Raw genomic sequence first — 22,440 nt, 5'->3', positions numbered from 1 at the left:
TCCGTCCTTGCGCCTGATGATCGATTCTGCTCAACTGGGCTCATATCAATCACTACTGGACCACAACCGGCCAGAAGCCCCGTGACCCGAAGGATGCCGATGTACTCAACTTTCGTCGACGAGGAGATCGCCTCCCAGCCCGACACGTGGCGCACCGCCGCCCGATTGGCCCGGGAGGTCTCCGCCTCTCTCCCCCGTACGGGAGAGCGTGTCGCCGTCGTGGGATGCGGTACGAGCTGGTTCATCGCCATGTCGTACGCCGTTCTGCGCGAGACCGCGGGGCACGGGGTGACCGACGCGTTCGCCGGAAGCGAGTTTCCGCTCACGCGCGACTACGACCGGGTGATCACGATCTCGCGGTCCGGCACGACGACCGAGATCATCGACCTTCTGGGCCGACTCCCCGCGACCCCCACGACACTCATCACGGGTGTCGCCGACTCCCCCGCCGCCGCGCTCGCGAGCGCGGTCGTCTCGCTCCCGTTCGCCGACGAACAGTCCGTCGTGCAGACCCGGTTCGCAACCTCCACGCTCGTGCTCCTGCGCGCGCACCTCGGCGAAGACCTCGAACCCGCGATCGCCGACGCGACGCGGGCACTCGAGGTCGATATCGCCGATCTTCTCGGGGCGAACCAGTGCACGTTCGTCGGCACAGGGTGGGCCGTCGGCCTGACGTTCGAGGCCGCGCTGAAAACGCGGGAGGCCGCCCAGTTCTGGTCCGAGTCCTACCCGGCGATGGACTACCGGCACGGTCCCATCGCGATCGCCGAGCCCGGGCGCCTCGTCTGGAGCTTCGGCTCGGCCCCCGCCGGGCTCGCCGACGACGTCGCGCAGACCGGAGCCCGTTTCGTGAGCCACGATCTCGACCCCCTCGCGGGTCTCATCGTCGCGCAGCGATTCGCCGTCGGTCTCGCGAAGGATCGCGGGCTCGACCCCGACCGGCCGCGCTCATTGACCCGGTCCGTCATCTTGGCGTGAGGGGAACGACCGCGATGCTGGGGATCGATGTCGGCGGAACGACGATCAAGGGCGTGACGCTCACGGAATCGGGAGTGGTCGCGTCCGAGTTCCGGTCGCCCACGCCGTCTCCGGATGACACCGGCGAGCGCGTGATCGAGGCCGTCGTCGAGGTCGCCGAGGCGCTCGGTCACGCGCCGGGCGACCCCGTGGGTCTCGTTGTTCCCGGCATCGTCGACGACGTGCGGGGCATCGCCGTGTGGTCTGCCAACATCGGGTTTCGCGGGGCCCCTCTCCGTGAGCTCGCGTCGCGACGACTCGACGCGCCCGTGGCGTTCGGTCAAGACGTGCGAGCGGGCGCGGTTGCGGAGATGCGCTCCGGCGCGGCCCGCGATGCGACCGGCTCGGTCGCGTTCGTCGCGGTCGGCACCGGTGTCGCCGCCGCGCTGGTCGTCGACGGCCGCATGCTCGTGTCCGACGGGTGGGCCGGGGAGATCGGCCAGACGATCATCTCGAACGGCCCCCACGCCGGCCGTCGGGTGGAAGAGGTGGCGTCGGCATCGGCGACCGCGCGCAGGGCGGGCGAGATCGACGCCCTCGCGGTGGCTCGCCGCGTCTCCGCGGGCGACCCCGCGGCAGGGGCCGTGTGGGCCGACACCGTCGCGGTGCTCGCGGACTCGCTCGCAGCCATCGTCGCCACCATCGCACCCTCGACGATCGTCATCGGGGGTGGTCTCTCGCGCGCGGGAACCCTTCTCCTCGATCCTCTCCGCCGTGAGCTCGGGGGCGCGCTCGGTGCACTGCGCGCACCGACGATCGTCGCCGCGAAGCACGACGATCTCGCGTCGGCGATCGGGGCGAGCTACCTCGCATCCGACCTGCGCGCGTCACTGACATCGGCGCACCGATCGTGACGAACCCCGTGATCCTGGCCGCGGATCGACTCGTCGACGGCACCGGTCGCGACGGCACCGGTCGCGACGCCGCGGGGTGGCTCGCGATCGACGAGGGCCGGATCGTCGAGGTCGGTGTCGGTGAGCCCCCGCGCCGCGCCGACACTCACGTCTCCACGGTGATCCCCGGTCTCATCGACACCCACGTGCACGGCGCGATGGGTGTCGACTTCGCGCGCGTCGGCACCGACCCCGCGCCCGCGATCGATTTCCACGCGCGATCGGGCAGCACCTCGATCGTCGCGTCGCTCGCGACGGCGGTCTGGAACGAGACGCTCGATCGGCTCCGCGAGTTGGCTCCCCTCGTCTCCGGCTCGAGCGTCACTGCTCTCGATCCCGCCGCGCGGCCCCTCGCGGGGCTCCACCTCGAAGGGCCCTTCCTCTCGCACGCGCGCTGTGGCGCGCACGACCCCAGACTCTTGCTCGAGCCGACTCTCGCGCGCGTCGACGAAGCGCTCGATGCGGCGGGCGGAACTCTCACGATGGTCACTCTGGCCCCCGAGATCCCCGGTGCGATGGCGGCGATCTCGCGGCTCGTGGAGGCGGGGGTGACGGTCGCGATCGGCCACACGGATGCCCGCGCCGACACGGTTCGACAGGCGGTCGACCTCGGAGCGACTGTCGTGACCCACCTCTTCAACGGGATGGCTCCCTTGCACCACCGCGAGCCCGGACCCGTCGGGGTGGCTCTCACCACGCCCTCGCTCGTCGTCGAGCTCATCGCCGACGGCCACCATGTCGACGACACCGCGATCGACCTCGTGCGCCGTGCCGCTCCCGATCGTGTCGTCCTCATCTCCGATGCGATGGCGGCTACGGGGCTCGGCGATGGACACTATGACCTCGCGGGATCGGCCGTCACCGTGACCGACGGTGTCGCGATGCTCGCCGACGGGTCGTCCCTCGCGGGGAGCACCGCTCCGGTCGGCCTCGCCGTGCGACGCCTCCTCGACCGCGGGGTGCCCCTCTCCGACGTGGTCGCGGCGACGAGCACGACCCCCGCACGATCGCTGGGGCTGCCGCCCCCCGCGCTCGTGACCGGGGCCCGGGCAGACCTCGTCGCCCTCGACGAGAACACGGTCGCACGCGTGATGAGGGCGGGCTCGTGGCTCGCGTAGTCGTCGTGACCCCCAACCCCGCGATCGACGTGACCTACGTCGTGGCGCAGCAGAAGCTCGGCGAGACCGTGCGGGTGCGCTCGGTCACCCGCAGGGCGGGTGGCAAGGGGATCAACGTCGTGCGCGTTCTGCGCTCACTCGGCGTCGACGCGACAGCGGTGCATCCGCTCGGTGGCCCGAACGGCGAGTGGATGAATCGCGAGCTCGCGAGTGCAGGCATCACGAGCGCATCCGTCGAGGTGGCGGCAGAGACACGGTCGACCGTGGCCGTCGTCGACTCCGACCTCGGCACCCATCCGACCGTGTACACGGAACCGGGAACAGCGCTCGATGCGACCTCGTGGGCGAGAGTGATCGACGCGGTCGAGCGTCACGGCGAGGGGGGCGGCATCGTGGTCATCGCCGGATCATTTCCCCCCGACACCTCCGACGAGCGGGTCGTCTCGCTCGTTTCGGCAGGCAAGCGCACCGGCGCCCGCGTGATCGTCGACACCACGGGGCCGGGCCTGCTGGCCGCAGCGGCGGCGAGAGCGGACATCCTCAAACCGAACGAGAGCGAAGTGCTCGACGCGACCGGCGCCGTGAGTCTCGACGACGGAATCGCGGCGCTCCTCGAGCGCGGCGCCGGCGCGGTCGTCGTCTCGCGCGGGCCGGAGGGCCTCCTCCTCGCGACCGGGCGCGGTGAGCGCGTCGCGCACCCCGCGGTCCCCGGCGTTTCGGGCAACCCGACGGGAGCGGGCGACGCCGCGACGGCCGGCCTCGTGTTCGCCCTCCTCGCGGGAGCATCCGAAGCGGATGCCCTCTTGAGCGCCGCGGTCGTGGGTGCTGCCGCGGTCGAGGCGCCGGCGGCGGGCGAGATCGACCCGGCGTCGCTCCCCGAACTCGCCTCCCGACTCGGAGCGCGGGGCCTCCCGCCCGTCGTCGCGCTCGCCCCCCTCTTCGCTGGCCCCCCTCACTGAACCCCCTTCACTGACCCTCTCGACCGAACCGGAGTGACAACGACCATGTCTCGATCCGCATCCCCGCGCACCGCACTCACCCTCGTCGACGACGCTCGCGCCGCCCGACGGGGGATCGGGGCCTTCAACGTCGTGCTGCTCGAGCACGCCGAAGCGATCGTCTCCGGAGCCGAACGCGCCGACCGCGCCGTCATCCTCCAGATCAGCGAGAACGCGGTCGCCTACCACGGGTCGCTCGAGCCCATCGCCGCGGCGAGTCTCGCCGTCGCCCGCTCGGCCGCGGTTCCCGCGGTCGTGCACCTCGATCACGCCGAAGACGTCGAGCTGGTCTACGCGGCCGTCGAACTGGGTGTGCACAGCGTCATGTTCGACGGGTCACGACTCCCCTTCGCCGAGAACGTTCAGACGACGCGGCGGGTCGTGGACTTCTGCCACGCGCGGGGAGTGGTCGTCGAAGCAGAACTCGGTGAGGTCGGAGGCAAAGACGGCGTGCACGCCCCCGGCGCTCGGACCCTCCCGGCGGAGGCGGTGGCGTTCGTCGCCGACACCGGAGTCGATTCCCTCGCCGTCGCGGTGGGAACCTCACACGCGATGACCGACCGGGTCGCGACCGTCGACCGCGGGCTCATCGCCGACCTCGCCGCGGCCGTGCCGGTTCCCCTCGTGCTCCACGGGTCGTCGGGGCTCAGCGACGACGAACTCGTGGCGAGCGTGCGCTCAGGCATGACCAAGATCAACATCTCGACCCACCTCAACGGCCTCTTCACCGCGGCCGTGCGCGATGCTCTCGCAGCCGACACGGGAATGGTGGATGCACGCAAATACGTGCGGCCCGCGCGCGAGGCCATGGCGGCAGAGGTCGAGCGTCTGCTGCGCCTGCTCGCTCCGTGACCCCCGACACCGGTGTCGCCCCCGCTGTCGCCGTCGCCTCGCTCCGCTCCGCGATCCTGGCCGACGGTGCCACGGATGCGAGGGATGCCAGGGGCCCGAAGGATGCCGCGGCTCGCGTCGCCGCCGTCACCGCGGATCTCTGCATCCGCGACCTCCACGCGGTGTTCCTCGCAGCGAGAGCGGACGCGCTGCGGCGGCATCTCTCCCTCGGCATACCGCACCACGTGACCGACGCGACGCTCGCCGACATCCCGAGCAAGATCACTGCCTACGGCACCTCCGTCGACCGACCGTGGCTCGTCGGGTTGATGCGTGCCGACGTTCTGGGCATCGGCCGACTGCAGTTCGAACGCGTCGCGGCAGACGAGGGCCGCGGAATCCACATTCCCGAGGGCGGTCCGCTGACACCGGCCGACGTCGACGCGTCCCTGGCAGCGGCACGTGATCTGCTCGGTCACGCGCCGCTCGTCTGCACGTCGTGGGTGTTCGACCCGACGCTGCGTGCGCTGCCTCCGACGAGCAACATCCGGGGGTTCGTGGGTCGCTTCGACGTGGATGACGCGGTCGCCTCGGAGTCTGCCGACCACTCCGTGGCCCGGTTCGTGTTCCGACGGCCCCTCGCCGACGTGCTCGACCCGACGAGCGTCACCCCCGCGACGCGCGTCGAACGCATCGTCGCGGAGCACCTCCGCGGTGGCCTCCACTGGTCGGAGCCCCGGGCGACTCTGCGGCAGTGACCTGCTCGTCGACGCCGTGATCCCTCCTCCGGAATGATGGCTCGCTCTGTTAGCCTGAAACCCTGACCGGCTTCGTGGCCGGGGTGGTCGATAGGCGCCCTCGGTGCCGTCGGTCCGAGGCTGGAAACCTTCGGCATCCTGTTGCTCTCGGAGGTTTCCCGTGTCTGCACCCACTCGCACCACCAATCGCTGGCTCGCCCTCGCGGTTCTCTCGCTCACCCAACTCGTCGTCGTGCTCGACGGCACCATCGTCAACATCGCGCTGCCGCAAGCGCAGCTCGAGCTCGGCCTCAGTGACGTCGAGCGGCAGTGGGTCGTCACGGCGTACGCGCTCGCTTTCGGCGCGCTGCTGCTGCTCGGCGGTCGCGTCGCCGACTACTGGGGCCGCAAGCGCACGTATCTCGTGGGCATGATCGGCTTCGGCGCGGCATCCGCGTTCGGCGGCTTCGCCCAGAGCGGCGGCGAACTGATCGTGGCTCGCGGCCTGCAGGGCATCTTTGCAGCGCTCCTCGCGCCCGCCGCCCTCGCACTGCTGACGGTGACGTTCCCGTCGGGCAAGGATCGCAACACCGCGTTCGCGGTATTCGGCACCATTGCGGGCACCGGTGCAGCCATCGGGCTGCTTCTCGGAGGCGCGCTCACCGAGTTCGCCGACTGGCGCTGGTGCCTGTGGGTCAACGTCGTGTTCGTCATCGTCGGTCTCATCGGCGGGCTGCTCTACCTCGCCGAGAGCAAGGCCGACGGCGACAACCGATACGACGTCGTCGGCGCGATCACCGTCACACTCGGCCTCGGATCACTCGTCTACGGCTTCAGCCTCGCCGAGAACGGGTGGGGCTCGGCGAACACCATCGGGTTCCTCGCCCTCGGCGCCGGGCTCCTCGTGCTCTTCGTCTGGATCGAGGCACGGGTGGCTCAGCCGCTCCTCCCCCTGCGCGTCGTGACGAACCGCGTGCGCGGCGGCGCCTTCCTCATCCAGGCCGTCGTGGGCGCCGTGATGATCGGGGCGATGCTCTACCTGACGTTCCACCTGCAGATCGTGCTCGGCATGGCGCCGTTCCAATCCGGGCTCGCGACCCTCCCGCTGACACTCTCGATCATGGTCACGGCGCCCTTCGCCACGAAGCTGCTCCCGGTGGTCGGACCCCGCCCGCTCCTGATCGGAGGCCCGCTTCTGGTCGCGGCGGCCCTCGTCTACCTCAGCTTCATCACCGCGGGCGGCGACTACTTCGTGCAGGTGCTTCCGGCGCTCATCCTCATGGGTTTCGGCATGGGTTTCGTGTTCGTGCCCCTGCAGAACCTGGCCCTCAGCGGGGTGGAGCCCCGCGACGCCGGAGCAGCGTCGGCGACAGCGAACTCCGCCCTGCAGATCGGTGGCTCGATCGGCCTGTCGATCTTCACCGCGATCTACGCGGCGACAGCCGGACCGACCGACGGCCTGCAGGGAGCACCCCTCTTCGAAGCCTTCGCGAGTGGGTACTCCGCGGCGTTCCTCGCGGCCGCCGTGAGCATGGTCGTCGCCTCGATCATCGCGACCGCGCTCATCCGCGGGCCGAAAGACCGGTTGCTGCCACAGGGCGACGCGCCTGTCGCCGTGCACGCGGGCTGACGCTACCGGGCTGCTGACCGGCGCTCCCCACTGCGATCAGGGGGCGTCGGCCGTGCCGATCTCGATGAGGATGCCGGAGACGACGAGGAGGCACGCTGTGGCCGCCATCCCCAGCAGCGGCACCCACCAACTGAGCCGCCCCCGCCACCACCGGACGATCGACACCACGAGAGCGATGACGAAGAAGACGATGCCCCCTCCGAGCACGAGCTCGTTCGCGAGGGTTCCGAGAGCGTAGTCGCACGGGTCGTCATCGCCGTAACACGCGCCGTACGACATGCTCATGAGCGCTGACCCGAGCACCACGAGCCACGCGAACAGGCCCTGAAGCACGAGGAGGACGGCCGCCGCCGCCACGTCACCCCAGCGCGGTTCAGAAGGCGACCCGGGGTCGCCGTGGTGTGAAGAGACCACAGTTCACCTCTCGCATGCCCAATGCGACGCGCCCGTTGCGCGTCGGCCACCAGCATCACACGCGCGCGTCATCGATCGTCACCGTGACGAGGGGATTGCCTCGTCGCCGATGTGCGACTTCGACTACTGGTGCTATTCGCGTCGACTACTGAGAAATCACGCCGAGCGAATTCAGTAGATACCGCGCGCGGCTTCTGCCCTAGGTTCAAGAAGTCAGCGTGCTCAGGGGGGGACGCCGACACCGAGGAGTTCGGGGGACTCCGCCGTCGTCGTGACATTCGTGTTGCTGTGCTCGTGGTCGTCTGCCGATTCATTGACGAGCCAGAAACAGACCCGAGTTGCTAACCACGCTGCACCGCCACGTTCCGAGGCCCGACCGTTCGGTCGCGAGCCGCGGTTTCGGCGTGCTCGTGACCGTGACCGTCGCGTCGCTTCTCGCGGGCGTGTGGGGATGGGGCCTCGGCCCGACCGCAGCCGAAGCGGCCGCTCCCGCGTCATCTTCCGTGTCGTCGACCGCGTCATCGACCGCGCCGGCGTCGGACTCTTCGCCCGCCGCTACCGCCGAGAACCGAGTCGGCATCCTCGCCGCCGGAGTGCCGGAGGCGCCCCGCGAAGTGTGGGTCGAGACCTTCGAACAGGGGCTCGGCAACTCGGCGTCGGGAATCGCCACCTACGCGTCGAGTCGCTACACCGGCTCGACCGGATGGCGGAACGGCCCCAACTGCACGGGCGTCCTCGTGAACTTCGTGGCGCCCTATCCGAACGCGGCGTTCTGCCCGACCCAGACGTTCTTCCCCGTGCAATCGACCCTCGCCGCACGGGAGACTCGACGCATGGCCGATGTCCTCGGCCAAGTGGAGGCGGGAGTCGCCGGTTCGACCGCGGCGGGCTCCCCCGCGAACGGCTCCACGGCCGGAGCGTCGGGAACACAGGCCAATCACGCACTCACGAACGATCCCTACGCCGCAGTCGCGGGCGGAACGGTCGTCGCGCAATCCGCCGCCGGAATCGGCGTGAGCGCGCCCGCCTCGCGGTATTACGCCGTGAGGATGAACGCGGCCGGCGCGCAGTGCGGCACCAACAACGCGTCCCTCGCCCTCAACCTGGTGGCGGGCGGGGCGACGCTCCTGAACGGTTTCGCGACTCCCGTGGTGCCGTGTGCGGCGACCGGAAGCGTCTTCTACACGTCGCCTCCGCAGGCGGCGAACCTGCTCCGTGACCCGGCTCTCTCGGCCTCCGTTCGCGCGGCGACCTACACGGGCACGAACTCCGCGCTGCTCACGCCCGCTCAGGTCGCCGGCGCCCAGGTGCAGCTCCTCAACTCGGTGACGGGCGCGGGCAGCGCCTTCGGTGTCGACAACATCCGCGTGCTCGACGTGACGCCGGCCCTCGACGTCGCGTTCGATGAGGCGACCGCGACCGTTCCCACGACTCTCACCTACACGATCACCAACTCGAGCGACCTCATCGCCAAGAACGACTGGGGCTTCTCCACGGCACTGCCGTCGGGATTCGTCGTCGCCCCGACACCCGGCGTGGCGGGATCGTGCGTCAACTCCGCGGGAGCCGCTTTCACCGTGACCGCCGCGGCGGGGTCATCGGCGGTCACGGTGGCGGGTGGAGACCTCGCCGCGGGGTCCGCCTCGTGCACCGTCACGCTCGACGTCGTGGCCTCCGCTGCGGGCACCTACACGAGCGGAACGGTCACGGCGTCGGGCCTCGTCGTCTCGCCCCCCGCATCGGTCACGGTCGCGCCGGCCACGACCATCACGCTGCGCAAGAACCTCCCGGTGCGCACGGCTGCGGGCGACCAGTTCACCCTCTCGCTGCGATCGGGAACGACGGTGCTCGCGTCGGCCACGACGACCGGAACCGCGACGGGCATCCAGGCCGCACAGATCAGTCGCTACGTCGTGCAGCCCGGCTCGGTCTACACGATCCATGAAGCGCAATCGGTCGGCGCGGGCCTCGGATACGCGAACGGCTACGAGTGCACGAGGGCAGACACGGTGATCGCCTCGGGCTCGGGAGCCTCCGGCTCGATCACCATTCCCAACGAGGTGGGTGCCGAGGTCGTGTGCACCTTCACCAACACCGCACAGGCCCCTCGCCTCTTCTGCGACACCAACCACTTCTACTCCCTGACCCTCGCGGGCGCACTCCAGCAGGGCGACATCGTCTCGGGGGCAACGGCGACGGTCGGCACCTGGCCTGTCACGTCGTCGGCGAACGCCCTCGGTATCGGCGCCGGGGGGACGATCGCCTACGCGGTCGATCGCGCAGCCAACGGAACCGGCGTCAACTCCATCCTCAAGATGACTCCGGACGGGGGCTTCCAGACGATCGCGAACAGCTCATACGCGACCGTCGCGAACGGCGGCCCCATCTCGGGCAGTATCGTCGCCGGCGCGGTCGACCTCGCGGGCGGACGCTACCTCTTCGGCAGCTTCATCGACTCGCGCTTCTACGTCTGGAGCTTCACGGAGGCGAACCCCGTCGCGTCACGCTTCGCCTTCGTCGGCTCGTTCGCCACGGGAGCCGCGCCCAACGGCAACGGCGACATGGCGTTCGACGCTCGGGGCAACCTCTACGTCGTCGGCGCGGGCACGGTCAACGGGGTGAGCGGTGCGGCGATCTACACGGTCACGGCCGAGACGCTCGCCGCGGCATCCGGCGGCACCCTCGCAGTGAACACGTCGATCGCGAGGGCGATCACGGGAACGGATGTGGCGTTCGCCAACGTCAACGGAATCGCGTTCTCCCCGCGGGGGACCGTCTATCTCGCGAACGCCGGAAGCGCCTACGAGTTCGACGCGACCACGTGGACCCGGGTGAGCGGCACTCCCCGCGTGCTCGTCGACTCCGTCGACCTCGCGGGGTGCTCGTCGCCCGCGACGGTCACCCTGCAGAAGAACGTGGTCGGCCGTCAGGTCGCCGCGGACCAGTTCCAGCTCACGGCATCGGTCGGATCGCCCGCGACACCGATCGCCACCGCGACGACGACCGGGGCCGCTGCCGGAAGACAGGCGGCGCAAGTCGGACCGTTTCCCGTTCCGATCGGGACCACCGTGACGATCTCCGAGGCGATGGCGGCGGGCTCCACGTCGCCCATCAGTGTGTACACGACGATCTACGAGTGCTGGGCCGACGGAGTGCGATTGAGCACGGGCACGACGACGACCGGAACCGTCACCCTGCCCAACAGGCTCAGCGTCAACGTCAACTGCACCTACTTCAACTCGCCTCGACCGGCGTCGACGGTGCGGATCACGAAGACCATCCAAGAGTTCTCGGGGCTCACGCGACCCGGCGCGGACTGGACGGTGGGCACGTCGGCGACCGCGACAGTCGGCACGGCGACGGTGCTCCCGAGTGAGGCGCCGAGACAGCAGACGAACGCCGCGGGCCAGGCCACCTGGTCGGTGCTCTTCGGATCCGAAGCGGCACGCGCGACCGTCACGGTCTCGGAGGTGCAGCAGACGGGCTTCGCTTTCGTGAGCGGCTCGTGCACGGTCAACGGCACCGCCCGTGCGGTCACCTTCACGCAATCGGGCACCCTCGTGAGCGCGAGCCTCACCGGCATCGCATCGGCGTCGGCGGTCGAGTGCACTTTCGTGAACCGGCCGACGAGCTCGCTCACCCTCGTCAAGAGTGTGGCCTTCGGCTCCGCTCTGCCCTCGGACTGGACGCTCACGGCGACCGGTCCGACCGGGGCCCTCCCCGGACCGTCGGGCCGATCCGGAACCGCCGCGGCGTCCGGCGTGCCGGTGACGCCCGGCGCGACCTACCGACTCTCGGAGTCCGGCGGCCCGCTCACCTACGTGCAGACCGGGTCGTGGCAGTGCCGCACCGCCACGGGCGGCACCGTCGCCGTGTCGGCTGCCGGAGACATCACCCCGCCCGCGGGGGCCACGGTGACCTGCACGGTCACGAACTCCACGGCCTCCATCACGCTCGTGAAGCAGGTGGTGCAGCCGCGCACCGGATTCCAGGTGTCGGACTGGCGCCTCACCGCGACCCCCGGGCCCGTCTCGGGAGGAACGCTCCCGACCGAGAATCGGATCGGGGCGGAGTACTCCGCATCGGGCAACCCGTCGAACACCTTCGAGGTGCGGCCCGGGCACAACTACACGCTCACGGAGGCCGCGACGGATCCGACCCGTCGGATCGCCTACCAAGAACTTCGTCTCGAGCGCCTGACCGGGTCGACGTGGACCACGGTCACCTCGCGGACCATCACCGCTCCCGCGGCGGGACAGACGGCGGTCTACCGCTTCGTCAATGCCCCCGTGGCGCCCACGACACTGCCCCTCACCGGCGGTGCGAGTGCCGACGCGTATCTCATCGGGGGTGGAGTGGTGCTCACCGCAGCACTCGGCCTCGTCTGGTGGCACTCGCGTCGAAGGATGCGAGGCGCCTTCCGGTGACACGCACCCGCCTCTTCATAACGACTTTCCATAACCACAAATTGATCAGCACTTCCTCATCACAACCAAGGAGAAAAACCATGTCCAGCACCATCATTCGGCGGGTCTCCGCTGCAGTCGGCGTTCTCGCGCTGAGTGCTGCGGCGGCGTTCGTCGCCATCGCACCGGCACAGGCGGTGACCCTGCCGGGTAACATCAACCCGGCGATCGACCGCACTCTCACCATCCACAAGTTCGCACTCGGCCCCGAGAACGGTCAGCAGATCGGAACCGGTCAGGAGATCTCCGTTCCGGGCACCCCGCTCGCGGGCGCGACCTTCACCGCGGCGCTCGTTCAGGGTGTCGACCTCACGACGCCGGAGGGGTGGACCCAGGTCTCGAACCTGACCCCGCAGAGCGCGGCGACGCGAGTCACTCTCGACGACACCTACACGGCGACCACCGGGACCGACGGAGTGGCCGAATTCGAAGACGGCGCCTCACTGCCGATCGGTCTCTACCTCGTGACGGAAACCGTGCTGCCCGAGGGTGCCACGAACCCGGCGGCGCCCTTCCTCGTGACTCTGCCGTTCCCCACGGGCCCGACGGGCGCGCCCGCGAACCAGTGGATCTACGACGTCCACGTCTACCCCAAGAACGCGGTCACCGACCTCACGAAGACGCGCGTGCCGGCACTGCCGAACACCGTCGAGGCACGGAACCCCGACCTCATCCGCTGGGCGATCACGTCGGACATTCCTACACTCGCGGCAGGAGACACCCTAAGCACGTTCTCGCTCACCGATGCACTGCCTGATGAGCTGGAATACCTGCCGACCGGACCGGCCGGAGTCGCCCCCACGAGCGTCACCGTGCGCAACGCCGCCAATCTGCCGCAGTCGTTCGTCGACGGCACCGATTACACGCTCGCGTATGACGCGGACTCTCAGAACGTGACGGTCACCTTCACCCCGGCGGGCCTCACGCGCTTGACAGGGTTGCAGGGAGGCGAGGTCACGCTCACCGTGCTCAGCCGCGCGCTGACGATCCCGTCCAACGGCATCATCACGAACTCGGCGACGAGCATCGTGAACGACGCGACCGAGACGGTCACCGGCAGCACGCCGATCGGTCAGCTCACCGTGTTCGCCTACCAGGGCCAGGGGGCCAACCGCACGCCACTCGCCGGTGCGGTCTACCAGGTCTTCCTCAACCAGAACGATGCGACACTCGGCCAGAACCCCGTGTCGATCGACGGCATCCAGAACTGGACGACGGGCGCCGACGGCTACGTGGAGATCCCGATCATCACGCCCGGCAACTACTACGTCCGCGAGATCACTCCGCCCGCGGGATTCCAGTTGCCTCTGCCCGCACAGGTGCAGACCCAGGTCGTGGCCGGCCCGAGCTCGGTCGTCGACCCGGTGCAGAACTACGTGCAGTTCGCGCACGACCAGGTTCCGGCCTTCGCTCTGCCCCTCACGGGTGGAGACGGAGCGCTGTGGTTCAGCCTCGGTGGCGGAGCGCTCCTCGCGCTCGCCCTCGGTTCGGCGATGGTCGCGTCGCGTCGCCGCGCAGCCCTGGCACACGAGGCTGCGTGATCGAGCACCGTGCTCGAGGTGAAGGCGGGGCGCCCCCCGGGTGCTCCGCCTTCGCCCGTGGTGTCGAGGCGAGACATCCGACGGCGATCGCGCTGGCGGTTGTCGGTCGTCGCCCTCGCGATCGCGACGCTCATCCTCGCGGGGGTGGGGCTCTTGCTCTACCCCGCGATCGCGGCGTGGTTCAGTTCGGTCGAGCAGTCCCGCGAGATCGACAGCCTCACCGAGGGCATCACCGACCTCGGCGCCGAGACCCTGCGCGAGCGCGTCGCCGAAGCTCGCGACTACAACCAGAACCTCAGCGGCGCGGGTGCGGCCGTCGCCGCCAACGAGCGGCTCCCCCTCGCCAACGATCCCCAGGGGGAGGATGAGGAGCAGTACGGATCCCTGCTCCGCGGAGACAGCGAGGGCCTCATGGCCCGCGTGAAGATCCCGGCGATCGGCGTCGACCTGCCGATCTACCACGGCACGAGCGAGGCAGTGCTCGAGCGAGGTGTCGGCCACCTCGAGGGCACCGCACTTCCCGTCGGCGGGCCGTCGACACACTCCGTGCTCACCGCACACCGGGGGCTCGCGACATCCGAACTCTTCAGCAACCTCGATCGAGTCGACGTCGGGGACACCTTCACGATCGAGGTCTTCGGAGAGGTGCTCGCCTACCAGGTGAGGGAGACCCTCGTCGTCGAACCCGAAGACACCGAGAGCCTGCTCGTGCAGCCGGGCAAAGACCTCATGACCCTCGTCACGTGCACGCCCCTCGGAATCAACAGCCACCGCATCCTCGTCACGGCCGAACGCATTCGGCCGACCCCGCAGGCCGACCTCGACGCGGCGGGCGACTCGCCCGATGTGCCCGGCTTTCCGTGGTGGATGTTCGGCGCCGGAGGGGCCATCCTCGTGGCGGGCACCTACGTCTGGATCTCCGGGCGACCGCCGCGCGTGACGCCGACAGCGGCAACGGAGCCCGCGGAACCCATCCTCTCTACACGCTCGCCCGAATCGCTTCCACCGGCGTGACCCGGAATCCGCTCCGTGTCGGCGCGACCGAGGCGAGAGTGGTCACGACGACCGTCGCGACCACGATGAGAAGAAGGGGCACAGGCGGAACAGCCGGCCACACGAAGGTGGACACCGGGCTCGTGTCGGTGATGTCGACGCGAACACTGCCGAGCAGCGACTGCGCCCCCGCCCACCCGTAGAACGTGCCGAGGGCGAGGCCCGAGACGACGCCGGCGGCCGTCACGTGCAGCGCCTCCCACGAGATCATGCGCGAGACACCTCGCGCGCTGAGCCCGAGGGTGCGCAGCAAGCCGAGCTCGGCGCGTCGTTCGGCGACGCTCAGGGCCAGGAGGTTGGCGACCCCCACCCCCGCCACGATGCCGGTCACCGCCACGAGACTCACCATCGTGATGGTGAACGTGTCGAGGGTCGCGGCCATCTCCGGGGGGAGGGTGCCCCCTCCGGTCGCGGTGAGCACGGCCCGCGTCGACTCCGCCCCCACGACGAACATCGTCACGAGGGTCACCCCGATCGTGATGCCCACGGCGGCGCGCGAGGAGCGCTCGGGGTAGCGCCGATAGTTCTGCACAGCCAGTCTCCCCGGTGCGGATGCGCCCGCGGTCGCTCCCGCGAGACGAAGCAGCGGGGGCATCACGAGCGGTGCGGCGAGCGCGATGCCGACGAACGAGACAAGGCCGCCGAAGAACGCGAGGACGACGCCGACGGGCGAGCTGAGACCGACGACGATTCCGCCGGCGATGCCGAGAGACCCGATGACGAGGAGCGCGATGGCGACCGCGTGTCGTCCGCGGCGGGCGGAGATCTGCTCGGTCGACGCCTCGACCGAGCCGCCGAGCGCCTGCATGGGCGACACCGTGAGAACGCGGCGCGACCCGATGTGGGCAGCCGCCCACGTCGTCAGCACGACAGCCGCCGGGGGCGCGAGAAGCGAGACGTCGAGCCATCGGAGTTCGACGGCGGGCAGTCCGACGAGCCGCGGGAGCAGGCTCACGGCAGCCGCCGCGACAGCGGCTCCGACGACGGCGCCCACCGCGCCTCCCAGGGCTCCGACACGCAGGCCCAGCATCGACACGACCGAGCGCTGGCGTCGCGCACTCGACCCGAGCACCCTCTGGAGGGCGATGTCGCGGGCTCTCCCCGCGACGATCGCGGAGAAGGTGTTCGTCGTGACGATTCCCGCGGAGAACATCGCGACCCCGATGAGAAGCGACGACAGAATGCTCGTGACCATCGCGAGGGTCTGCGTGCCGCCGACGTAGGGGTCTGCCGCGAGAAGCGCACCGATGTACTGGGTCGCGACGAGCAGCACCACTCCGTAGCCGCTCGAGATCGCGGCGACGAGGATGCTCGGGATCACCCCTCTCTCCCGCCACCACGCTGCGGCGTTCCGCGCGGTCATGACGGGGACTGCTCGGTCTCGTCGGGATGCGCGGGGGTCCACCCGAGCCATCCGGTGGGCGTCTGGCCGACCGCCCACTCTCCGCACGCGAACACGGTGTCCATCGCGAACACGTCGGGGGCGTCGTCGACGCTCATGGTGGGCGATGACTGGCGCGGAACCTCCGCGCACAGCTCGGGGTCGAGCTCGAGGCCGCTCGACAGGAGGATCGTCGCATCGGCCGCCCTCGTCGACTGCGCGACGCGGATGTCGGTGGCATCACGAGGCACCCAGGGTGCGTCGCCGTCCCACTCCGCGTTCAGGGCAGGCGCGTCGGCGTACTCCGACGAGGCCTCCCGGTAGACGACCTCATCGAAGGCCGAGCATCCGGAGAGCGTGAGAACGACGGGCACGGTGAGAACGAGGCTGGCGAGGGCGATTCGATTGGATTTCATATCTCCATGGTGGATTCCGGGAGCCCGGGAAGCATCCGCCGGCAGGGTGGCGGGCGTCGCCCGTGAGGATGACGTGGGAGAGACGAAAAAAGACCCCGCGGATGATCTCGCGGGGTCTTGTCTCGGTGGTGCGCCCGGAGGGAGGTGAGCCCTGAAGCGCGACTGAAGGCGAAGGGCGACCTGCACGAGAAGCCCGGACGTTCGGTCACTCGCGACCACCGGGGTGCGTTCAGGCTGTGCCTGATGGCTTACGGGCGTGGAGGCTTGTTATCCCGTGGTTTATGCGACCTTCTAGATCGGCATCCGTTTGATCTCATGGCGCCGACCCGATGTTGGGTGGTCGTCTACATTCGTTGCGGCCAGCGCTCCCAGAAGTCGGAGCTTGTCGTGACTCGACGTTCCGGCGACGGCCTGGTAGACGATGAGCTGCTGTCCGGGTGAGCCGCGAACGTCGAACGCGTTGAACCCGAGAACCAGATCACCAACGGCCCGATGATGGAAGGCCTTCGCCTCGCTGGTCTTGCCACGCACACTGTGCCGACCCCACAGCAGGCGGAATTCCGCGCTGGCTGCCTGCATCTCTGCGACCAGCGCGGCGGCGTTCTCATGGCTTCTCGGGTGGCCGAAGGCGAGTCGAAGATTCGCCACGCAGGCCTCGGAGGCCCGCGCCCAGTCCGCGAAGAAATCCCGACCGGCGGGATCGGTGAACGTCATCCGCACGATGTTGTCCACACGCGCGAAGTCGGAGTACAGGGCTGCAGCGATGTCGTTGTGGGCGAGGATGTCGAGCTGCCTGTTGATGATCAGCGCGGGAGTGTGGGCCCAGGATGCCAGGAGGCCCCACAGGGATGGGTCTAGGGAGTCGCGCACGGGCTGACGCTCGGCGGGGGCCAGATCGGCCAGTCGGAAGACGTGTTCGCTGAGGTCCGCGTCGAGATTTAATGCGCCGGCAATGGCGTTCAACACCGAGGGCGACGGATTCCGCTCCCTGCCCTGCTCGAGGCGCGCGTAGTAGTCGACGCTCACTCCCGCAAGCATCGCGACCTCCTCGCGGCGGAGGCCCGACACTCGCCGCCCGGGGCGAGAGGTCAGCCCGACATCGTCGGGCGTGACGTGTCCCCGCCGCGACGCAAGAAAGATGCCCAGTTCGGTGCTGCCCATTCTTCGACCGTAGCTGCCCAATTGGTCACAAGACAGGGCGCAGTGCACCCCGGCATATCGCGGCCTGTTCCCGGATCCGCTGCGCGGCGACGCTGGATGATGCCGGCGAACCCGCCGACGTGGACCTTGCAGTTTGGACGCCTCATGACCTCCCCATTCACCCCGGAGCTTCTCCGGGCCATCACCCATCAGCACACTGACCGACAGCAACCGCTCCTGTTCGGCGATGCCCGAATCGTCACGGGAGACTCCCTCATCGGTGACTTCGCCCGGGCAGACGTGCTGCTCGGCGGATCGCGGGTTGTCGGAATCGGGCCCGGTCTTCTCAGCGCGGCGGACGATGATGGCGCGATCGTGATCGACTGCGACGGTTACGTCCTCGTGCCCGCCGCGATCGACGCGGCACAGCGGGCGGGACTCCGGGACGACGGTTTTCGTAGCCCCTTCGCGATCGCGCCCGGTAACCCCGCCACATTCGCGCTCATCCCCGCGCTTTCTGACGAGACCAGCGCCGACACCGCACTGCGTCTACTTGATGCGCAGTGCCCTGTGCCGGTTCTCGTGGTCGACGGTGTCGTCACCCGCTGGGACGGCTCGGCCGTTGGCGGATCCGTTGGCGGATCCGTTGAGGGAACGAACGCCCGCGACGCCGAGATCGATCCGCAGCGGCTCGGCACATGGATCGACGAGAACGACTTCGTGCACCAGCACCTGACCGGCGATGGCCGGTATGACGAGACTCGAGGTGGGCGCGAGCATGCCTACCAGGGCGACTTCTGGATCACGGGCACTCGGATCGATTACCGCGACGACCTCGGCTTCTGGGCCTTCGGAGAGTTCGTCGATGGCGTCCTGCAGCACGCGGGCTACACCTTCCGTCGCGCCACCGCCCCCACATCCCCCGCGAAGGAAGGACACTGACGTGCCCACCACCCACCACCACACCCTCGACGACGTCACCCAGGCGCACCTGCACGCTCGCCCCATCCTGTTGTCGGGCGGAGCCGTCGTCACGATGGATCCGGACGTGCCCGATATGGACTCCGGCGACGTGCTCATCATCGGGACCCGGATAGTCGCTGTCGGTGCCGATCTGCGTTCCGACCGCGAACACGGAGCTGTCGCAGCATCCGCCCTAGTCATCGACACACGAGGTTCCATCGTGAGCCCGGGCTTCGTCGACACTCACCGGCACGCATGGGAAAGCCAACTGCGTCGCAGCATCCCCGATGTGAATGACCTCGGTGACTATGTCACGTCCACACTCGCGGGCATCGCCCCGAGCTACACACCACACGACATGTACGTCGGCACACGCCTCGCGGCGCTCACCGCGCTGGACTCCGGCATCACCAGCATGCTGGACTTCTCGCACAACTCTCGTACTACAGCGCACTCGGATGCGGCCATCTCTGCCCTCATCGACACCGGAATCCGCGGCATTCACGCGTCAATGGGCCCGCACTTCGGGGAATGGGATCACCAGTGGCCGGCCGACCTGGAACGGATGGTCGATGCGTTCCAGGGCGCGAACAACGGGCTGGTGAGCGTTCGTCTGGCTGCGCTGTCGACCGACGAGATTGCGGGCCCGGCGATTGCCTACGGCCCCGGTCTCGCCGCCCTCGCCCGTGACCTCGGGATATGGACGAGCATCGACGCGGTTTTCGGCGTCCCCTCGTCGGAGGCGATCGTGCGCTGGGCGGAAGAGGGCATCCTCGACCCCACCCTGACCCTCGTCCACTCCACCGGTCTCACGCCTGATGCGTGGGCAGCGATGGGTCATGCTGGCGTATCGGTGTCGCTCGCCCCCACATCCGATGCCCAGATTGGCCTCGAAACCGCGATTCCCGCGGTCGACGAGGCGCTCGCAGCCGGAATCCGCCCCGCCCTCAGCATCGACGTGGAAGTTGCCCTGGCCAGCGACATGTTCACCCAGATGAGAACCCTGCACGCGATCCAACGCATGCGCGCCACGAACGGCGCGTATGGCAGCACTCGCCTGCCGAGCCGCATCACCACCCGGGATGTGCTCGACTTCGCGACGCTTCAGGGCGCGAAGGCCAACGCCCTCGACCATGTAACCGGGTCGGTGACCCCGGGCAAGGACGCGGACATCCTCATCGTGCGCGCCAACGACATCAACAACATGCCCCTCAACGACGCGGTCGGCACGCTCGTGCTGGGAACCGACCCGCGAAACATCGACACCGTTCTCGTCGCGGGAAACCCCCGCAAGTGGGATGGAGCGCTGGTCGGTGACGACATCGACGAGCTCCGCGACGTCGTCATACGGTCTCGTGACGACATCACCCGCCGGGCGGCCGGGCAGTGAACCCCTTCGCCGGACTCTGGGTCACCGCCGACGGAAATATCCGGCAACGGCTGCTACCCGATGGCCGCTACTCCGAGGCGCGCGGCAGCCGGGAAGCCGCGTACACCGGCGATTACCGGGTCGAGGGCACGATGATCTACTACCGCGACGACACTGGCTTCTCGGCCGACGGGGAGTTTCGCGACGATGTGCTGTTCCATGCGGGGATGGTGATGTTCCGCCAGTCACCTCGAACCCAGGGCGGCGAGGACGACATCGTCGACCACTGAGACGAAGAACGCCCGCTCGACGGGGGCTGGGTGGGTGTGCAGGCGGTGTGTGCTCATGGCCGGTATCACCTCGGCCAGAGTGGGGATGCTGGCGACGAACGCCGGGGCAACCTCCCCGGTGTCAATCGCGCGGAACAGTAGGCGCCGGTAGACCTCGACATAGGGTTCGGTGATCTCGGATCGAATGACGCCGGCAAGCCGCTCCGACGTGCGCGTGGCCGAGGCGAGCCCGGCGAAGATCGCCAACCGCCTGTCCGGCCCGCCGAGCCACGGAGAATCGACAACCGCCAGGAGGTTCGATCGGAGAGAACCGAGATCCGGGAGAGCTTCGACTTCGGGGGGTTGCCCGGCAGAACGGATAGCGGCTAGGACGAGTTCTTCCTTCGTCGGCCATCTCCGGTACAGCGTCGTCTTGGCCCTGCCTGTACGAGCGGCGACCTCATCCACGGTGAGACGTTCGTAGTCACGTTCCGCCAGCAGCTCGAGAGCACTCGCCAGGATCGAGGTGTCTCCGGAGTGGTCGAATGGTCGGCCGCTCCCTCGACCTTGAGCGTCGGGTCGAGCTGTGCTGGGTGTCTTCACCTCACGAGAGTATGTCATCTCCCGCTATTACGATACGACTCAGTAGCGTAATGTGCTGCACGTGCCGCACGGCACCCGTCGACAGGAGAAGAAGTGGACATCACAGACTCAGTGGTTGTGATCACGGGAGCGTCATCCGGTATCGGAGCCGCCACCGCACGAGCCGCATCGCGGGCGGGGGCACGTGTTGTCCTCGCTGCCCGACGAGAGGACCGCATCTCGGCGCTGGCGAGTGAGCTGGACCGGGCCGTCGCAGTGCGATGCGACGTCACCGACCAGGTACAGGTTCAATCGCTCGTGCGCGCGACTCTCGACGCCTTCGAACGCATCGACGTGCTCGTGAACAATGCTGGCCAAGGCCTGCAGGCCAGGACGGAACAGGTGGCGCTGGATGACTTTCGCGCATTGCTCGAACTGAATCTCGTTGCGCCGCTCGCAATGATGCAAGCCGTGCTCCCGGCGATGCGGCACCAGCACTCCGGGAGAATTATCAACGTCAGCTCAGGGACGACCTTCGCGGACATCCCCGGCACCGGCGCGTACGTCGCCACCAAGATCGCTCTCGAACGCCTTTCGGCGATCAGTCGCCGTGAGCTCGACGGGTCAGGAATCACCGTGTCCACCCTGATCCCCTTCGCCACTAGTACTGAGTTCCTCGCCTCCATCCGGGCGGGTCGAGCCGACGCCGAGGAGATGACAGCGGGCGCCGACTTCGACTCACCGGAACAGGTTGCGGACGCGATCCTCCGCCTGATCAGGACCGGCGAAGCCCGCATGGACCTGGTGCCCGCAGAGTACGGCGGCACCCGGTAGGCAGTCATCCAACGACGCTTACCGCACGGTCCCTGCGGCTCGACATACTCGCGGCCGGCACAGCAGGCTTCCAGCGGCTCCACTGCTCATGAATGAGGAGCAAGCGAAAACACGTGTGGGGCTTCCGTGGGACTCGACCCCTTCGAACAACGAAAAACCCCGTGAACACGAAGTTCACGGGGTCATCTCGTCGTGCGCCCGGAGGGATTTGAACCCCCGGCCTATTGATCCGTAGTCAATTGCTCTATCCGCTGAGCTACGGGCGCATCCTTCGGCCCGAAAGCCGACTTAGAGACTATACCAGCGCGCGGGCGTGCCACTCGCACGCTCCCGCTGATGAGCTCTGCCAGGGTCGAACGCCGAAAGTGCGCGTACTGTGACGGAACGGAGTGCCCCAATTCGGGGGCGTTGCGCGCGCGCTCACCACCGATGACACTCGAAAGACGAATGGATGCACGGGCCACGGGGGGTGGCCGCAGTCCCGTTCCCCGGCCATAGGAACGCAGCATGAATGCCCGACCCACACTCACCGATATCGAACTGCCTCGCGGCGAAGGCGCTGCGGTGCTCTTCTGGAACCCCGACGGCCAGCACCGCATCGAAGCGCTGTCCGCGACGCGCTGGCGCGTGGCCGATGTCGAACACAAAGTGACGGTGACCGTCGCCGAAGTCGTGGAGCAGGACGGCGCGTTCTATCTCGCCACGAAACGCGGTCTCACCGCGAGGAACACCGACTGGCGCAGGCTCGTCTGCAACTGCATCAACTAGCGGCGGTCGAGCGCCTGAAG

The 22,440-nt window shown here is 68.8% G+C and carries 20 protein-coding genes and 1 tRNA gene; 15 read left to right on the top strand and 6 right to left on the bottom strand.

Annotated elements, in window-relative coordinates; translation table 11 throughout:
- The first annotated feature begins 99 nt into the window (after nucleotides 1–99).
- From ACLHG5_RS12155 to ACLHG5_RS12125, 7 genes are all read left to right on the top strand, one after another.
- Entirely contained in the window at nucleotides 100–978 is an 879-nt protein-coding gene (locus ACLHG5_RS12155) for an SIS domain-containing protein (RefSeq protein WP_411316477.1), read from the top strand.
- Between the two features lie 14 nt (nucleotides 979–992).
- Nucleotides 993–1,871, top strand: a complete 879-nt coding sequence (locus ACLHG5_RS12150) for an ROK family protein (protein ID WP_411316478.1) — start codon at nucleotides 993–995, stop codon at nucleotides 1,869–1,871.
- On the top strand, nucleotides 1,868–3,028 hold the full coding sequence (locus tag ACLHG5_RS12145; protein ID WP_411316479.1) for an N-acetylglucosamine-6-phosphate deacetylase: 1,161 nt from the start codon (nucleotides 1,868–1,870) through the stop codon (nucleotides 3,026–3,028). Before ACLHG5_RS12150 ends, ACLHG5_RS12145 begins: the two co-directional genes overlap by 4 nt.
- Nucleotides 3,016–3,987, top strand: coding sequence for a 1-phosphofructokinase family hexose kinase (locus ACLHG5_RS12140; RefSeq protein WP_411316480.1), 972 nt, complete (start codon nucleotides 3,016–3,018; stop codon nucleotides 3,985–3,987). Before ACLHG5_RS12145 ends, ACLHG5_RS12140 begins: the two co-directional genes overlap by 13 nt.
- Before the next feature lie 45 nt (nucleotides 3,988–4,032).
- The gene (locus ACLHG5_RS12135; protein WP_411316481.1) at nucleotides 4,033–4,878 is read left to right on the top strand and encodes a class II fructose-bisphosphate aldolase; all 846 of its coding nucleotides are present in this window, start codon (nucleotides 4,033–4,035) and stop codon (nucleotides 4,876–4,878) included.
- Nucleotides 4,875–5,615, top strand: coding sequence for a hypothetical protein (locus ACLHG5_RS12130; protein ID WP_411316482.1), 741 nt, complete (start codon nucleotides 4,875–4,877; stop codon nucleotides 5,613–5,615). Before ACLHG5_RS12135 ends, ACLHG5_RS12130 begins: the two co-directional genes overlap by 4 nt.
- 160 nt (nucleotides 5,616–5,775) lie before the next feature.
- Nucleotides 5,776–7,224, top strand: a complete 1,449-nt coding sequence (locus ACLHG5_RS12125) for an MFS transporter (protein WP_411316483.1) — start codon at nucleotides 5,776–5,778, stop codon at nucleotides 7,222–7,224.
- Between the two features lie 36 nt (nucleotides 7,225–7,260).
- Here ACLHG5_RS12125 and ACLHG5_RS12120 read toward each other — a convergent pair whose 3' ends face one another.
- The gene (locus ACLHG5_RS12120; RefSeq protein WP_411316484.1) at nucleotides 7,261–7,638 is read right to left on the bottom strand and encodes a hypothetical protein; all 378 of its coding nucleotides are present in this window, start codon (nucleotides 7,636–7,638) and stop codon (nucleotides 7,261–7,263) included.
- Between the two features lie 338 nt (nucleotides 7,639–7,976).
- Between ACLHG5_RS12120 and ACLHG5_RS12115 the strand changes: the two genes are divergently transcribed.
- From ACLHG5_RS12115 to ACLHG5_RS12105, 3 genes are all read left to right on the top strand, one after another.
- Nucleotides 7,977–12,065: a hypothetical protein gene (locus ACLHG5_RS12115; protein WP_411318982.1), complete on the top strand. Its 4,089-nt coding sequence runs from the start codon at nucleotides 7,977–7,979 to the stop codon at nucleotides 12,063–12,065.
- An 80-nt stretch (nucleotides 12,066–12,145) separates the two neighbouring features.
- Nucleotides 12,146–13,645 (top strand): SpaH/EbpB family LPXTG-anchored major pilin, encoded by a 1,500-nt coding sequence (locus tag ACLHG5_RS12110; RefSeq protein ID WP_411316486.1) that lies wholly within the window; start codon nucleotides 12,146–12,148, stop codon nucleotides 13,643–13,645.
- A 57-nt stretch (nucleotides 13,646–13,702) separates the two neighbouring features.
- The gene (locus tag ACLHG5_RS12105) at nucleotides 13,703–14,659 is read left to right on the top strand and encodes a class C sortase (protein ID WP_411318981.1); all 957 of its coding nucleotides are present in this window, start codon (nucleotides 13,703–13,705) and stop codon (nucleotides 14,657–14,659) included.
- Here the strand turns inward: ACLHG5_RS12105 and ACLHG5_RS12100 are convergent.
- From ACLHG5_RS12100 to ACLHG5_RS12090, 3 genes are all read right to left on the bottom strand, one after another.
- Entirely contained in the window at nucleotides 14,625–16,061 is a 1,437-nt protein-coding gene (locus ACLHG5_RS12100) for an FtsX-like permease family protein (RefSeq protein WP_411318980.1), read from the bottom strand. The two genes, ACLHG5_RS12105 and ACLHG5_RS12100, sit on opposite strands and share 35 nt — an antisense overlap.
- Nucleotides 16,058–16,495, bottom strand: a complete 438-nt coding sequence (locus ACLHG5_RS12095; RefSeq protein WP_411318979.1) for a hypothetical protein — start codon at nucleotides 16,493–16,495, stop codon at nucleotides 16,058–16,060. Before ACLHG5_RS12095 ends, ACLHG5_RS12100 begins: the two co-directional genes overlap by 4 nt.
- A gap of 291 nt (nucleotides 16,496–16,786) precedes the next feature.
- Nucleotides 16,787–17,656: a helix-turn-helix domain-containing protein gene (locus ACLHG5_RS12090; RefSeq protein WP_411318978.1), complete on the bottom strand. Its 870-nt coding sequence runs from the start codon at nucleotides 17,654–17,656 to the stop codon at nucleotides 16,787–16,789.
- Nucleotides 17,657–17,935: 279 nt separating this feature from the next.
- Between ACLHG5_RS12090 and ACLHG5_RS12085 the strand changes: the two genes are divergently transcribed.
- Genes ACLHG5_RS12085 through ACLHG5_RS12075 form a run of 3 tightly spaced genes read left to right on the top strand, consistent with a single transcriptional unit; the run spans nucleotide 17,936 to nucleotide 20,257 of the window.
- Nucleotides 17,936–18,577: an Atu4866 domain-containing protein gene (locus ACLHG5_RS12085; protein ID WP_411318977.1), complete on the top strand. Its 642-nt coding sequence runs from the start codon at nucleotides 17,936–17,938 to the stop codon at nucleotides 18,575–18,577.
- A 1-nt stretch (nucleotide 18,578) separates the two neighbouring features.
- Entirely contained in the window at nucleotides 18,579–19,988 is a 1,410-nt protein-coding gene (locus tag ACLHG5_RS12080) for an amidohydrolase family protein (protein ID WP_411318976.1), read from the top strand.
- Entirely contained in the window at nucleotides 19,985–20,257 is a 273-nt protein-coding gene (locus ACLHG5_RS12075) for an Atu4866 domain-containing protein (protein WP_411316494.1), read from the top strand. Before ACLHG5_RS12080 ends, ACLHG5_RS12075 begins: the two co-directional genes overlap by 4 nt.
- On the opposite strand, the gene ACLHG5_RS12070 is transcribed toward ACLHG5_RS12075, so the two are convergent.
- On the bottom strand, nucleotides 20,213–20,857 hold the full coding sequence (locus ACLHG5_RS12070; protein ID WP_411318975.1) for a TetR/AcrR family transcriptional regulator: 645 nt from the start codon (nucleotides 20,855–20,857) through the stop codon (nucleotides 20,213–20,215). The two genes, ACLHG5_RS12075 and ACLHG5_RS12070, sit on opposite strands and share 45 nt — an antisense overlap.
- 75 nt (nucleotides 20,858–20,932) lie before the next feature.
- Between ACLHG5_RS12070 and ACLHG5_RS12065 the strand changes: the two genes are divergently transcribed.
- Complete coding sequence (locus tag ACLHG5_RS12065; RefSeq protein WP_411318974.1) at nucleotides 20,933–21,652, top strand: SDR family oxidoreductase; 720 nt, start codon at nucleotides 20,933–20,935, stop codon at nucleotides 21,650–21,652.
- A 193-nt stretch (nucleotides 21,653–21,845) separates the two neighbouring features.
- Here the strand turns inward: ACLHG5_RS12065 and ACLHG5_RS12060 are convergent.
- Nucleotides 21,846–21,918, bottom strand: a tRNA-Arg gene (locus ACLHG5_RS12060).
- Nucleotides 21,919–22,159: 241 nt separating this feature from the next.
- On the opposite strand from ACLHG5_RS12060, the gene ACLHG5_RS12055 reads away from it, so the two are divergent.
- Entirely contained in the window at nucleotides 22,160–22,420 is a 261-nt protein-coding gene (locus ACLHG5_RS12055) for a hypothetical protein (RefSeq protein ID WP_411316497.1), read from the top strand.
- Nucleotides 22,421–22,440 lie beyond the last annotated feature (20 nt).

Origin of the sequence: Marisediminicola sp. LYQ85, assembly GCF_046600695.1 — a bacterium.
Lineage (GTDB): Bacteria > Actinomycetota > Actinomycetes > Actinomycetales > Microbacteriaceae > Marisediminicola.
Note: the sequence above shows the minus strand (reverse complement) of the source record. Positions and strands in the feature narration are given on the sequence as shown.

Excerpts from the sequence above, each read along its gene's own strand:
- ACLHG5_RS12100 (WP_411318980.1), bottom strand. The coding sequence starts at position 16,061 with ATGACCGCGCGGAACGCCGCAGCGTGGTGGCGGGAGAGAGGGGTGATC.
- ACLHG5_RS12155 (WP_411316477.1), top strand. The coding sequence starts at position 100 with ATGTACTCAACTTTCGTCGACGAGGAGATCGCCTCCCAGCCCGACACG.
- ACLHG5_RS12150 (WP_411316478.1), top strand. The coding sequence starts at position 993 with ATGCTGGGGATCGATGTCGGCGGAACGACGATCAAGGGCGTGACGCTC.
- ACLHG5_RS12055 (WP_411316497.1), top strand. The coding sequence starts at position 22,160 with ATGAATGCCCGACCCACACTCACCGATATCGAACTGCCTCGCGGCGAA.
- ACLHG5_RS12095 (WP_411318979.1), bottom strand. The coding sequence starts at position 16,495 with ATGAAATCCAATCGAATCGCCCTCGCCAGCCTCGTTCTCACCGTGCCC.
- ACLHG5_RS12110 (WP_411316486.1), top strand. The coding sequence starts at position 12,146 with ATGTCCAGCACCATCATTCGGCGGGTCTCCGCTGCAGTCGGCGTTCTC.
- ACLHG5_RS12090 (WP_411318978.1), bottom strand. The coding sequence starts at position 17,656 with ATGGGCAGCACCGAACTGGGCATCTTTCTTGCGTCGCGGCGGGGACAC.
- ACLHG5_RS12070 (WP_411318975.1), bottom strand. The coding sequence starts at position 20,857 with ATGACATACTCTCGTGAGGTGAAGACACCCAGCACAGCTCGACCCGAC.
- ACLHG5_RS12135 (WP_411316481.1), top strand. The coding sequence starts at position 4,033 with ATGTCTCGATCCGCATCCCCGCGCACCGCACTCACCCTCGTCGACGAC.